Source organism: Collinsella aerofaciens, from assembly GCF_964243765.1.
In the GTDB taxonomy this organism is placed as follows: domain Bacteria; phylum Actinomycetota; class Coriobacteriia; order Coriobacteriales; family Coriobacteriaceae; genus Collinsella; species Collinsella aerofaciens_BU.
Window position 1 is genome coordinate 171956 of record NZ_CAXTGI010000002.1, and the last position, 13027, is coordinate 184982.

Genomic DNA, 13027 nt, shown 5'->3' on the forward strand with positions numbered 1-13027 from the left:
GTGCGAGCTGCGGATTGGTGCTTAACATGGCAGCCGATTTGCTGCTGGGAGAGCAGCCAGCGCCCGTCACATTGCTTATAGCCATTCCCATTGCGGCTGCGGTATTCGTTGTGCTGGCTCAATCTTGTGCGCGGCTTGCCCCTTTGAAGCGGTGGCTGTATGCCGCGTCCGTCGGTCTCATAGCGGGTGCGGTCGTTTCGGCGTGGTGGGCCGTGGGTGCGCTCAACGCCTCGAAGACGCTCGACGGTCGAGCGGCAAGCAGTCTCGAGTTTGTCGTGCAGGGTGACCCATCCATATATGACGACGTGTATTCCTATACCTGCGAGGCGCGCTCGGACGGTAAGAACTTGGCAACGGTTCGCCTATCGTGTGACCGTGAGTTCAAGGTCGGGGCGCACGTGCGTGTTATCGGTCGCGTGTCACGTTTTGAGAACGATGCGTATGGGCGCTCACGCGTGCTTCGAGGCGAGCTGCGAAAAGTGAAGGTCATCCGGTTGGCGTCGGTCGACGAGGGCTCTCCGGGGCCGCTGCTTCGGCTGCGAAATGGGCTGCTTGCGTCCATCGCGCCTGCGACCGACCCGGCGCGTGCGCTCATAGCCGGTGTCGTCTGCGGTCGTTCGGCCGAGCTGCGCTCCCAGCCAGCGGGCGACTGGTTTTCGGTGACGGGAACGGCACATCTTATCGCCGTCTCGGGCAGCCATTTGGCTATCGTGGGGTATGTAATCGAGGGCGTATTGCAAAAGACCCGGTGCTCACGTGGTCTTCAGCGGGCGATATTGGCGATAACGCTTGTGGGCTACGCTGCCTTTACGGGCGCCTCGCCTTCGGCCGTGCGCGCGTGCTGTATGGTCTTTGCGACGCTTGTCGTAAACGGCGCGGGGCGCCGCCGGCATGGCGCATCGGCACTCTTCGTAACCATGTCAATCTTTGTGCTACTACGGCCGACGGTGCTGTTCGAGATGGGCTTTCAGCTTTCATGTGCCAGCGTCTTTGCCATCTTGTGCTTTTGCCCGTACGCCACCTACGCTTTGGGAGAGCTGGGTGTGCCAACGGGCATTGCCGGCATGCTTTCCGTCACGCTTTGCTCGCAACTGGCGACGCTGCCCATCACCATTCCTGCCTTTGGTACGTTCTCGCTCATTGCTCCGTTGGCGAATGCGGTCATCGGTCCGGTGGTGAGTCTGCTGCTCGCTGTGTCGATCGTGCTGGTTCCCTTTTCGCTTGTGGCGCCGTTGCAAGCTTGGGCACTCGTTGTGCCCATGATTGCCGCCCGGTGCGCACTGTTCTTTGAGCAGCTCTTTGCCGCCGTTCCGGGTGCATCCGTGAGCGTGCCGCCCGATAGCATTTGGATTTACCTGGTGCCGTGTTTGCTGGTGGCTCTGCTGGTCTGGTGGCCGCGTCCCCGTGCACGTCCTATGGCGGTAGGGCTTGCGTGCCTGGTGCTCTTGGCTGCGATTCCGTACATCTACTGGGATCGATTCGCTCCGCCTTCGGTGACGGTGCTCGATGTGGGCCAGGCCGATGCGATTCTGGTTCGTCAGGGTGGCGCCGTGGCGCTCGTTGACTGTGGGCTTGATGAGCGCGTGGTGAGCGCGCTGGTTCGCAATAACGTCCACCATATCGACGCCGTCTTCGTGACACATTGGGACGAAGACCACTGGGGTGGTCTTCCCGATGTGCTCGATCAGTTTTCGGTTGGAACCATTGTGGTCGCGGCCGATGCGCTTGACGGCGCGCCTGCTGAGGTCCTGAATCGCCCCGGCGTAGCGTATCGGCAGGTTGCTTGCGGAGACACGGTCGATATCGGCGCATTTCGGACACGTGTGATGTGGCCGTTTGACACGGTGGATGGGGAGGGCAATGAGGACTCTCTTGTTCTATTGCTCTCCTATGCTCAGGAAGGCAAGAGCCTGCGCGTGCTCCTCACTGGTGATGCCGAGCTCGATCAGGAACGCGAGTTTGTACAGGAGGTGGGTGATATCGATGTGCTCAAGCTGGGGCATCACGGCTCAAAAGTTTCCGTCGACACGGACCTGCTGGGCACGCTTAAGCCCGAGCTCTCTATCGCGAGCGCGGGCGAGGGTAACCGCTACGGCCATCCGTCGGATGCCTGTATCGATGCCGTTAAGGAAGCGGGCGGCGCTTTCGCTTGCACCATCGAACAAGGAGACATTATCGTCTCGCCGACCGTAACCGGTTTTGCTATGCGATGCCAGCGACCGTGATGCTGCCGTTGGCGCGGGACCAACTCGTGGGCTAGAATGGCACGGTACGTATTCGAGAGTCTGCGAGAGGGGAGCGCAATGTCCGAAACCGGTTTGCTGCCGGCATATCTGATCGTCGGTACCGACGGAGTTAAGCGCGACCACGCCGTCTCGCGTATGAAAGCGCGTCTGGAAAAATCGGGTATGGTCGAGTTCAACCTCGACGAGCGAGACATGACCAAGGACCCCGATATCGAGTCCATTATCGGATCGCTTAACACCTTTCCGATGGGCAGCGAGTTTCGTCTGGTAATCCTCGATGGCTGCTCAAAGCTCGCCAAGGCGGTCTCGGAGCCGCTCGTTGGGTATCTGGCGAGTCCCAGCCCAACAACGGTCTGCCTCATCATCGCCGACTCACTTGCCAAGAATACGCGCCTGTATAAGGCAATCGCCAAGATCGACAAGAAGGCTATCGTCGATTGCTCGGGTACCAAGCGCTGGGAACTGCCGCGCCGTGTTCAGCAGATGGCGACGCAGCGCGGTAAGTCGATTTCGACGGCGGCCGCCGAGGAGCTCGTCTCGCGTTCGGGCGAAAACACGCGCATGCTCGATAACGACTTGGCTAAGCTTGCCCAGATGGTCGAGTCGCCTCAGATTGAACTTGCCGATGTTGAGCGCTGGATTGTCCGTACGGCCGAGGTTCAACCCTGGGACTTCCTCAACGCCGTCTCGGCTCGCGATATGCGGCGATCGCTCGAGCTCTTCAATCTGCTGCCCGCCAAGAGCTATGTGTGGACCTACACGCTGCTGTGCGGTCGCATCCGTGAGCTGATCGTCGCCAAGGCGCTCGATGCGCGTGGACAGGGTCGTGAGCTGGCCGCAACGCTCAAGCTCCAGTCCTGGCAGGTCAAGAATCACCTGACTTGGGCGCGTCGCTTTTCGATGGCAGAGCTCGTCGCAGCGCTCGAGGGTGCGGTCGATGTGGAGCTCGCGCTCAAGGGCTCTGCCGATTCTGAGACCGCGCTTTTGCTCTGGATTACGAACATCTTGAGAAAATCGTGATGATACCTGCACATTTGACAAATTCGTTCTATTCCTTTGAGGGGGAGCGTGCTATAGTAGGCGCTTGCATGACCTCACCGTGTCTCAGAGGTGTCATACATTTTTTGCAAGGAACTCGAAAGGAACTCCAGAAGTGGCAAACATCAAGTCTCAGAAGAAGCGTATCCGCACCAATGAGGCAGCTCGCATGCGTAACAAGGCTGTCAAGTCCGAGCTCAAGACGCTGACCAAGCACGTCCAGTCCGCCGTCGCCGAGGGCGACGCCGAGAAGGCCCAGGCTGCCCTCAAGACCGTTACCAAGCGTCTCGACATGGCTGCCGCCAAGCATGTTATCCACAAGAACCAGGCTTCCAACCGCAAGTCCGGTCTTGCCAAGCTCGTGAACAGCATCAACGCCTAAGTTGTAAATTTCACACTACACAGATTACGCGCATAAATGGAGCCTGTTTTATGGAACAGGCTCCATTTTTTGTACCGCTCGGGTAAGATAGTCCGCATGAATACTTCAATTGACATTTCCCACATCCGCAACTTCTCAATCGTTGCGCACATTGACCATGGCAAGTCTACGATCAGCGACCGCATCCTCGAGCTCACCCATACCGTCGACGAGCGCGACATGGAGTCGCAGCTGCTCGACACCATGGATATCGAGCGCGAGCGCGGCATCACGATCAAGTCCAATGCCGTCCGCGTGTCCTATGACGCCGATGACGGCGAGACGTATCAGTTCAACCTCATCGATACGCCGGGCCATGTAGACTTTACCTACGAGGTCTCGCGTTCGCTGGCCGCTTGTGAGGGCGCGGTGCTCGTCGTCGACGCCACTCAGGGTGTCGAGGCACAGACCGTCTCCAACGCGACGCTCGCCATGAACGCCAATCTGGACATTGTGCCCGCCATCAACAAGATCGACCTGCCCTCGGCCCATCCCGATGAGGTTAAGACCGAGATCGAGGATGACCTGGCGATCCCTGCCGATGATGCCGTGTGCGTCTCGGGCAAGACCGGCGAGGGCATCCATGATCTGCTGGAGTCCATTGTCTTTTTGATCTCTCCGCCCAAGGGCGATGCGAACGCGCCGCTCAAGGCGCTCATCCTTGACTCGTATTTTGATGAATACCGCGGCGTCGTCGCCACTGTTCGCGTTTTTGACGGCTCGATTAAAAAGGGCGATACCCTGCGCATGATGCAGGCCAAGGGTGACTTTTTGGTCGACGGCGTGGGCGTCAAGCGTCCTGCCGAGACCCCGGTCGACGCGCTGACCGTCGGCGAGGTTGGCTATGTGGTCACGGGTCTGAAGGACCCCGAGGCTGTGCGCGTGGGCGATACCCTTACGTGGGCTTCGAACCCCTGCCCCGAGCCTCTGCCGGGCTACCGCGAGGCCAAGCCCATGGTCTACACGGGCCTGTTCCCGATCGACAACAAGGACTACGAGAACCTGCGTGACGCCCTCGATAAGCTGCACGTCAACGACCCGTCGTTGGTGTGGGAGCCCGAGACGTCGGTGGCGCTCGGTTTCGGCTTCCGCGTGGGCTTCCTGGGCCTGCTGCACATGGAAGTCGTCAAGGAACGCCTGGAGCGCGAGTTCAACCTGGACCTCATTGCCACGAGTCCCTCGGTCGACTATCACGTCTACAAGACCGACGGCGAAATGATCGATGTCCGCAGTCCGCAGGACCTTCCCGAGGCCACGCGCATCGAACGTATCGAGGAACCCTACCTCAAGGCAAAGATCATCTGCCCGCCTGAGTACACGGGTGCCGTCATGCAGCTCGCCATCGAGCACCGCGGCGTCACAACCGACATGATCCACCTGACGAGCAAATCGGTCGAGATGCGCTTCGATATGCCGCTCGCTGAGCTCATCTTGGACTTCTTCGATCAGCTCAAGAGCCGCACCAAGGGTTACGCCTCGCTCGACTATGAGTTCAACGAATATCGCCCCTCTGAGCTCGTCAAGCTCGACATCCTGCTTTCGGGCGACGAGGTGGACGCGCTTTCGTTTATCGTCCATAAGGACAAGGCATATGGCCTGGCCCGTGGCCTGTGCGACAAGCTCAAGGAGATCATCCCGCGTCAGCTGTTCGAGGTGCCCATCCAGGGAGCTATCGGCAACAAGATCATCGCCCGTTCCACCGTCAAGGCGCGTCGCAAGGACGTTCTTGCTAAGTGCTACGGCGGCGATATCTCGCGTAAGCGCAAGCTGCTCGAGAAGCAGAAAGAGGGCAAGAAGCGCATGAAGGCCATCGGATCGGTCGAGGTCCCGCAGGAGGCCTTTATGGCGATCCTCAAGGTGGACGAGTAGGTCTATGGCGCTTTCTGAATACAGCAAGCGGCTGCTGGGCGCCTATGCCGAGCAGCCGTTCCTTATGGCTCCCATGGCGGGCGTGACCGACCCTGCCTACCGTATCATGTGCCGCCGCCGCGGTGCCAACCTTGCCTACAGCGAGATGGTGAGCGTGGCGGGCCTTGCCTATGCCAGCAATAAGACGTGGCGCCTGGTGCTACCGGCCGACGAGGAGCAGCAGATTTGCGTGCAGCTCTTTGGCTCCAAACCCGATCAGTTTGCGAGCGCCGTCGCTGCCGTCGAGGAACGTGTGGGCGATCGCCTGTCGCTCATCGATATCAACATGGCATGTCCCGCCCGCAAGGTCGTTACCAAGGGCGAGGGCTCGGCGCTCATGCGCACGCCCGACCTGGCCGAGAAGATCGTCGAGGCCACGGTGGGCGCGGCGCACGTGCCCGTGACCGTCAAGATTCGCAAGGGCTTTTATGCCGAGGACCGCAATGCCGCGACATTTGCCCAGATGCTTGAGAGTGCAGGGGCTGCCGCAGTCGCCGTGCATGGTCGTTGCGCCACGCAGCTCTACACGGGCCAGGCCGATTGGTCTGTCGTCGATGAGGTTGCCGACGCTGTCGAGATTCCCGTGATTGGTTCGGGCGATGTGTTCTCGGCCGAGGACGCTGCTGAGCATCTGCACGGCTCGGGTGCCAGCGCGGTGTTTATCGCGCGCGGCATCTACGGCAATCCGTGGGTGTTCGGCGATGCCCGAGCCCTTGCACTCGATGGCACGCCGGTTCCTTCTCGCTCCTCGGTCGAGCGCCTGGAGGCTCTGCGCGAGCACCTGACGTTGACGCACGAGCTTCTGCCGCTCATGTCGCGTGCTCGCACGTACGCAAGCTGGTACTTAAAGGGTATGCCCCATGCCGCCGCCTGGCGCGCTCAGGTGGTGCGTTGCTCTACGTACGAGGAGTTTATGGCGCTGGTCGATGATATCGAGCGCGACGTGGTGGCCTGCGAGGCCGCGCTTGCCGCCGGCGAGTCGGTGCCTGCTCATCCGCTGGAGGCCTAACGGTGGCCGTTACCGCGCTGTACGTGCACGTGCCGTTTTGCGCTCAAAAGTGCCGGTACTGCGACTTTGACTCGCGCAGCTTTGCTGCGTATGATTTGGATGCCGCGCTTGATTCCTATTTTGAGCAGTTGTATGCGCGCCTCGATTCCTTTGGCGACGCCGGGGCGCTTGCGCAGGTCTGCACGGTCTATACTGGCGGCGGCACGCCATCGCTGGCAGGGGAGCGCCTGGTGGAACTTGCCCGGCGTATCTCCATGTGGTGCAAACCCTTTGAATTTACTTGCGAAGCCAATCCTGAGTCCCTGACCGCTGAGCTCGCCACCGCGCTTGCCGAGGCGGGTGTCACGCGCATCTCTCTGGGCGTGCAAACCCTCGACAATACCGAGCTGGCTGCTATTGGCCGCATTCACGATGCTAATCGCGCACTTGCGGCTATCGCGACGGTGAAGGACGCTGGCCTCGATGTGTCGTGCGACCTGATGTGCGGCCTTCCCGGGCAGACGGCCGCAAACTGGCGGAGCACGCTCGATGGCGTGTTGGCGGCGGCGCCTCATCATGTGTCGGTCTACCCGCTCACGCTCGAGGAGGGGACGCCCCTTTACCGCATGGCGTGCCGTGACGAGTCGCTCGAGCCCGATGAGGATTTTCAGGCTTCGTGCATGGACGCGGCGCGTGAGCGCCTGGGTGCGGCCGGCTATCATCCGTATGAGGTGGCGAGCTACGCGCTCGACGGCCATGAGTGCGCCCATAACATTGCCTACTGGACCGGACGGGGCTACCTGGGCCTGGGCCGTTCTGCCGCCGGTATGCTTGATACTGGGGATTTCGACCGTCTTGCAGGTTTGTTCCCCGGCGTGTCTGCTCGAGGCGACGCGTACCGTGTGCGTTTGGTTCAGCGCGACGATGACGCGACGTCGTTTGAGGCCGAATACCTGTCGCAGCGAGAGGCTGCGGCCGAAGACCTGATGCTCGCTTGTCGCATGACGCGCGGTATTGCGTCCGACCTGTTGGTTCGCGCGGCTCGTGTCATCCCGGCCGATGAGCTGACAGCCGCTTGTGATCGCGCGCTCGAATTGGGTCTTGCCACTTGGGTGCCCGAGACGCTCGGGGTCCATGAGGGACCCTTTACTTCGGCAGATGTCGTCGCGGGCCATGTTCGAGCTCGTTTAGCACCGACACACCTGGGCTGGCTCGATGGAAATGTTCTGTTCGAGCTGTTTTGGGATCTAGCTTAGGCCGCTCGGGTAGAATTACCGGAATATATACGCTGCTGTGAGCAGGAGGTTGCCGCGCATGGCGACGATGAACGAAAAAGATTACTACGAGATTCTAGGTGTCTCCAAGGACGCCACCTCGCGTGATATTCAAAAGGCCTTCCAGCAAAAGGCCCGTAAGCTCCATCCGGACGTCAACAAAGAGCCGGATGCCGAGGAAAAGTTTAAAGAGGTTTCCGAGGCCTACGCCGTGCTTTCGGATGAGCAAAAACGTGCGCGCTACGATGCCATGCGTTCTGGCAATCCCTTTGCCGGTGCCCCTACGGCTTCGCCCTATGGTGGCGGCTATGCCGGCAACACGGGCTATGGCAATCCCTTTGAGGGCGGCTTTCCTTTTGGCGGTGCCTGGGGCCAGCAGCGTCGCGGCCAGGCTGCCTACAATCCCGAGAACGGCGCCAACGTGGTCGTCGATATCAAACTCGACGCCAAGGAGGCCAAGGACGGTGCCCGCAAGACCGTCCGCTATACGCGCTTCGATACCTGTGGTCACTGCGGCGGCTCGGGTTCTGTCTCCTCCGAGCATGCCCATACCTGCCCGAGCTGCGGTGGCCGCGGGCACATCGACGTCGACTTGTCCTTCCTGTTTGGTGCGGGCACGTTCCAGTCGGTCTGCCCCGAGTGCGGCGGTTCCGGTAAGGTCGTGGCCGACCCCTGCCCCGATTGCGGTGGCAGCGGTCGTACTCGCGTAACCTCCGAGCAGACGATTGAGTTTCCTGCCGGCACGCACGATGGCGACGAGGTCCGCATTAGCGGCATGGGTCACGCCGGCACTAACGGTGCCGCTGGCGGTGATCTAGTCGGCCGTGCCCATGTCGAGTCCGAGCGCTTGGAAGGCAAAGCTCGTACCGGTTTTTACCTGATGGGCATCGTGGCGCCGTTTTTGGTACTCTCGGCCATCTCGGGCGTGTTCTCGGCCTTTGCTGTGATGTGCTTTATTCCGTTTACCATGGGCCTGTTCATGGTGCTTTCGGACGGCGTGCTTCATCGCAGCCTGCTGTGGTGGAAGCGCGGTGCGATGCAGTTTGCCAACGGTTTTGCCAATGGCTTCATGTTCGCGCTCGTGTCGGTTTGGTTCGCGAGCTGCTCGCAACGGGCCATGCTTTCGCCGTACGGAATGTACTAACATCAAACCCTCTGTTTGCGGTTGGCCCAGCTTGGGTATAGGACGCACTGTGACAATAATGAAAGTCGGAAGGATTCGGTCGTGTCGGAAAATAGGGATTACTACGAGGTACTTGGCGTCGACAAGGATGCCGACGCGCGGACGATTAAGCGCGCGTTTCTAAAGAAGGCCCGTACCGTACACCCGGACGTTTCGGACGACCCCGAGGCCGAGGCCAAGTTCAAGGAGCTCAACGAGGCCTATTCCGTTCTTTCCGATGAGCAGAAGCGTGCTAACTACGACCGTTACGGCACTGCCGACGGCCCTGGTGGTTCGGGCTACGTCGATATCAACGATATCTTTGGTGGTATGGGCATGGACGACTTGTTCTCGTCGTTTTTTGGCGGCGGTGCCGGCGGTGGCGCCCGCAGCCGTCGCGAGCGTCGTCGCGGTCGTGACATGGCCATCTCGCTTTCGGTGACGCTCGAGGAGGCGGCGCTCGGCTGCAAAAAGACAATCAGCTATGACCGCTTTGCTCCTTGCGAGGACTGCAATGGCACCGGTAGGGCAGAGGGCGCACAGGAAAAGCAGTGCGGCCGCTGCCACGGCACGGGCTATGTCACGACGGTTCAGCGATCGTTTTTGGGCCAGGTTCAGTCTTCCTCGCCTTGCCCCGACTGCCATGGCGAGGGCACGGTTATCGACCATCCCTGCGAGACCTGCGATGGTCAGGGCCGCACGCCTTCGCATGAAAAGATTGACATCGATATTCCCGCCGGCGTTTCGACCGGTCGACAGCTGCGTGTGAGCGGCTTTGGCGAGGCCGGTCTTCGCGGCGAGCCTTCGGGCGACTTGATTGTCAACGTGCGCGTTGCCGACCATGAGCGCTTTAAGCGCAACGGTGACGACCTGTACCTGGTGAGCGATATCTCGATTGCGCAGGCTGCGCTCGGCTGCGAGATCGATGTCGAGGGCATTATGCCCGACGAGGTCGTTAAGGTGTGCGTCCCCGCCGGCGCCCAGTACGGCGACACCGTGAGCGTCAATAATTACGGCATGCCGCGCATTGGCGGTGGCGGTTCGCGTGGCCGTCTGATTGTGCAGCTGCGCGTGGTCGTTCCCACCAATCTTTCCAATAAGCAACGCGAGCTGCTCCGTGCTTTTGCCGATGAGATGGGCGATGACGTCGCTTCCGGTAAGAAGTCGGTGACCGACCGTATCAAGAGTGCCCTCGACGATATCCTCGATTAAGGAGCCCGCGTGCTCGCACCCCATATTTCCGTCGTCAACCTCGGCTGCCGTGTCAACCGGGTTGAGTCTGACCGTATCACTGCCGATCTTATGCGCCTGGGCTTTGCTATTGTGGAGCCCCAGGATGCCGATTTGATCGTCATTAACACCTGTGCCGTTACGGGCGAGGCCGAGGCCAAGACCCGTAAGGCCGTCCGTCATGCGCTGGCCCATCCAAATGTGCCCTATGTGCTCGTGACCGGTTGCGTGGTCAATTTGCATCCCGAGGAGCTGTTGGAGCTTTCGGATCGCGTGATTGCCGAGCCGTCTAAGATCGATGTCGCCGAACGTGTCTGCGATGTGCTGGGTGTCGAATCCGATAGTGTGGCCGCCTGCAGCGACAGCGATGTGGTCGACGCTCTGGGTCGCTCGCGTCTGGGTGTGAAGATCCAGGATGGCTGCAACCACCGTTGCACCTATTGCATCGTGTGGAAGGCCCGCGGTCCCGAGCGTTCCGTGCCCGTCGAGTCCGTGCTTGAGCAAGTTCGCGAGGCCCAGGAGGCCGGCGTGCCCGAGGTGGTGCTGACCGGTGTGAACCTGGGTGCCTACGATGGCAAGAGCGCGACCGACGAGCATGTCGAAATCGATGAGCTGCTCGAGGCCATCATGGAGCGCACGACTATTGCGCATGTGCGCATTTCCTCGGTCGAACCCATGGATATCTCTGAGCGCCTGCTTAAGGTTATGGCGCGCTATCCGCAGCGTATTGCCCCGTTTTTGCACCTGCCCGTACAGTCCGGCTGTACGGCGACGCTGCATCGCATGGGTCGTCCCTATAGTGCCGAGGCCTTTGAGGACACGGTGCGCATGATTCGCGCCATCCTGCCGCAGGCGTCTCTTTCGTGCGACGTCATCGTCGGTTTTCCTGGTGAGACGGACGAGGAGTTCGAGGAGTCGCTGGCGCTGTGCCGCCGCGTGGGGTTCTCGCGTATGCACGTGTTCCGCTACAGTAAGCGTCCCGGTACCCTTGCTGCCGACATGCCCGACCAGGTGCCGCCCGAGGTTATGGCCGAGCGCAGCCGCCGTATGCGAGACGCGGCGCAGGAGCTCGCTATCGCCGACGCTCGTCGTCGCGTGGGCACCGTTGAGCGCGCCGTGCTCGAGTATGGTGACAACCTGACGCTCGGTTCGTTCCATCATGCCCGTCTTGACGATACCTGTGGACTTACAGCCCCGTGCCTGCTCGATGTTGCTATCATCGGAGTCGATGATTCCGGCTTGGTCCATGCGCGCAGGGAGGTCCATGGAAGCCTCGAAGATTAGACTTACCGTTCCCGAGGGAGTTGATCCCTCGCGTGTTTTGGGCGCCGGCGACGGCGTCCTTCGTGCGCTCGAGAGCTTGGTTCGCGCTCACGTGGTCGCCCGTGGCGATAGGATCTCCGTGAGCGGCGACCCGGACGAGGTCGAGCTCGTGGCTCGCTTTTTCGAACATGCTTTTCGCGAGGCGGCGGCCGGTCGTACCCTGTCTGCCGACGATGTCTCGCGTTGCCTGGCCGTCTTGCGCGACGGCGAGCATGAGGCCACATCGCTTCGCGATGACGTGCTGCTTTCGTATCGCGGTCGCGTCATTCGTCCCAAGACGCTTGGGCAAAAGCGCTATGTGGATGCCATTCGCTCGCATACCATCACCTTTGGCTTGGGTCCTGCCGGTACCGGTAAGACCTATCTGGCCATGGCGCTCGCCGTTGCCGCGCTCAAGCGCCATGAGGTGGGCCGTTTGATCTTGACGCGTCCGGTTGTCGAAGCAGGGGAGAACCTGGGCTTTTTGCCCGGCACCCTCGAGGAAAAGATCGATCCGTACATGCGCCCGCTCTACGATGCCCTTTTTGACATGATGGATCGTGAGCGCACCGATGAGCTTATGGAGCGCGGCGTGATCGAGATCGCCCCGCTCGCCTACATGCGCGGTCGTACGCTGAGCGATGCTTTCGTGGTGCTCGACGAGGCGCAAAATACCACGCCCGAGCAGATGAAGATGTTCCTGACACGCCTTGGATTCAACTCCAAGTTCGTGATTACCGGCGACCTCAGCCAGCGCGACCTGGTGGGTCGTCGTGGTGGCTTGGCGGATGTCGAGAAGATTTTGGGCCGTGTCGACGATGTGGCATTTTCTCACCTCGAGCGTGCCGACGTGGTGCGTCATGCCCTAGTGGGTTGTATCGTTGAGGCATATGATGCTTATGATGACGTGCGTGAGCAACGCTCACGCGACCGAAAGGAGTCCCGTTGAGTGTATTGATCAGCAACGATGCCGAGCTCGATACGCTGCTCGATGCTCAGGAGGTGGAGCACATCTGCGAGGTCGTGCTTGCCGCCGAGGGCGTTGAGCGTGAAGTCGAGATTTCCCTTTCGTATGTCGACGAGGACGAGATGCACGAGCTCAACCACGAGTGGCGCGGTATCGACCGCACCACCGATGTGCTCTCGTTTGAGTGCGATTCGGCCTTTGACGATGACATTCCCGCCGATGAGACGCTCGAGCTCGGCGATATCATCTTGGCCCCGCAGGTTATTGCCCGTCAGGCCCCCGGTTTTGGCAATAGCCCCGCTGACGAGTGCCGTCTGATGCTCGTTCACGGCATGCTGCACCTGCTGGGCTATGACCACATCGAGGACGACGAGGCCGAGGTTATGGAGGCCCGCGAGGACGCTATCCTGCGCGATCTGGCGCTCGAGCGCGGCGAGGATCCCAAACTGGTTCACGTCGGCCCCATCACCAATCATGCCCACGACTAGGAG

General features: G+C 60.8%; 11 protein-coding genes. All 11 read left to right on the forward strand.

What is annotated here, in order from left to right; genetic code table 11:
* Positions 1 to 26 precede the first annotated feature (26 nt).
* The 11 genes from ACESSC_RS02275 to ybeY all read left to right on the forward strand — a co-directional run bounded on the left by ACESSC_RS02275 (position 27) and on the right by ybeY (position 13024).
* On the forward strand, positions 27 to 2225 hold the full coding sequence (locus tag ACESSC_RS02275; RefSeq protein WP_373161046.1) for a DNA internalization-related competence protein ComEC/Rec2: 2199 nt from the start codon (positions 27 to 29) through the stop codon (positions 2223 to 2225).
* Between the two features lie 78 nt (positions 2226 to 2303).
* Positions 2304 to 3266 carry a DNA polymerase III subunit delta gene (gene holA, locus ACESSC_RS02280; protein ID WP_373161047.1) on the forward strand — a complete coding sequence of 321 codons (963 nt, stop codon included), beginning with the start codon at positions 2304 to 2306 and terminating at the stop codon, positions 3264 to 3266.
* Positions 3267 to 3399: 133 nt separating this feature from the next.
* On the forward strand, positions 3400 to 3666 hold the full coding sequence (gene rpsT / locus ACESSC_RS02285; protein WP_022094714.1) for a 30S ribosomal protein S20: 267 nt from the start codon (positions 3400 to 3402) through the stop codon (positions 3664 to 3666).
* 96 nt (positions 3667 to 3762) lie between these two features.
* On the forward strand, positions 3763 to 5574 hold the full coding sequence (gene lepA / locus ACESSC_RS02290) for a translation elongation factor 4 (protein ID WP_040359843.1): 1812 nt from the start codon (positions 3763 to 3765) through the stop codon (positions 5572 to 5574).
* A 4-nt stretch (positions 5575 to 5578) separates the two neighbouring features.
* On the forward strand, positions 5579 to 6622 hold the full coding sequence (gene dusB / locus ACESSC_RS02295) for a tRNA dihydrouridine synthase DusB (protein WP_117773523.1): 1044 nt from the start codon (positions 5579 to 5581) through the stop codon (positions 6620 to 6622).
* 2 nt (positions 6623 to 6624) lie between these two features.
* Positions 6625 to 7857, forward strand: a complete 1233-nt coding sequence (gene hemW / locus ACESSC_RS02300; RefSeq protein WP_161194494.1) for a radical SAM family heme chaperone HemW — start codon at positions 6625 to 6627, stop codon at positions 7855 to 7857.
* 58 nt (positions 7858 to 7915) lie between these two features.
* Positions 7916 to 9019: a DnaJ domain-containing protein gene (locus tag ACESSC_RS02305; RefSeq protein ID WP_373161048.1), complete on the forward strand. Its 1104-nt coding sequence runs from the start codon at positions 7916 to 7918 to the stop codon at positions 9017 to 9019.
* A gap of 81 nt (positions 9020 to 9100) precedes the next feature.
* Positions 9101 to 10249 (forward strand): molecular chaperone DnaJ, encoded by a 1149-nt coding sequence (dnaJ, locus tag ACESSC_RS02310; RefSeq protein ID WP_117773521.1) that lies wholly within the window; start codon positions 9101 to 9103, stop codon positions 10247 to 10249.
* A 9-nt stretch (positions 10250 to 10258) separates the two neighbouring features.
* On the forward strand, positions 10259 to 11551 hold the full coding sequence (locus ACESSC_RS02315) for a MiaB/RimO family radical SAM methylthiotransferase (RefSeq protein ID WP_373161049.1): 1293 nt from the start codon (positions 10259 to 10261) through the stop codon (positions 11549 to 11551).
* Positions 11532 to 12518: a PhoH family protein gene (locus ACESSC_RS02320; protein WP_117773519.1), complete on the forward strand. Its 987-nt coding sequence runs from the start codon at positions 11532 to 11534 to the stop codon at positions 12516 to 12518. The genes ACESSC_RS02315 and ACESSC_RS02320 overlap by 20 nt, the downstream gene beginning before the upstream one ends.
* Positions 12515 to 13024 (forward strand): rRNA maturation RNase YbeY, encoded by a 510-nt coding sequence (gene ybeY / locus ACESSC_RS02325; RefSeq protein WP_117654802.1) that lies wholly within the window; start codon positions 12515 to 12517, stop codon positions 13022 to 13024. Before ACESSC_RS02320 ends, ybeY begins: the two co-directional genes overlap by 4 nt.
* Positions 13025 to 13027 lie beyond the last annotated feature (3 nt).

Coding starts and splice junctions, on each gene's coding strand:
- dusB (WP_117773523.1), top strand. CDS start 5,579: ATGGCGCTTTCTGAATACAGCAAGCGGCTGCTGGGCGCCTATGCCGAG.
- ACESSC_RS02320 (WP_117773519.1), top strand. CDS start 11,532: ATGGAAGCCTCGAAGATTAGACTTACCGTTCCCGAGGGAGTTGATCCC.
- lepA (WP_040359843.1), top strand. CDS start 3,763: ATGAATACTTCAATTGACATTTCCCACATCCGCAACTTCTCAATCGTT.
- ACESSC_RS02305 (WP_373161048.1), top strand. CDS start 7,916: ATGGCGACGATGAACGAAAAAGATTACTACGAGATTCTAGGTGTCTCC.
- holA (WP_373161047.1), top strand. CDS start 2,304: ATGTCCGAAACCGGTTTGCTGCCGGCATATCTGATCGTCGGTACCGAC.
- ACESSC_RS02275 (WP_373161046.1), top strand. CDS start 27: ATGGCAGCCGATTTGCTGCTGGGAGAGCAGCCAGCGCCCGTCACATTG.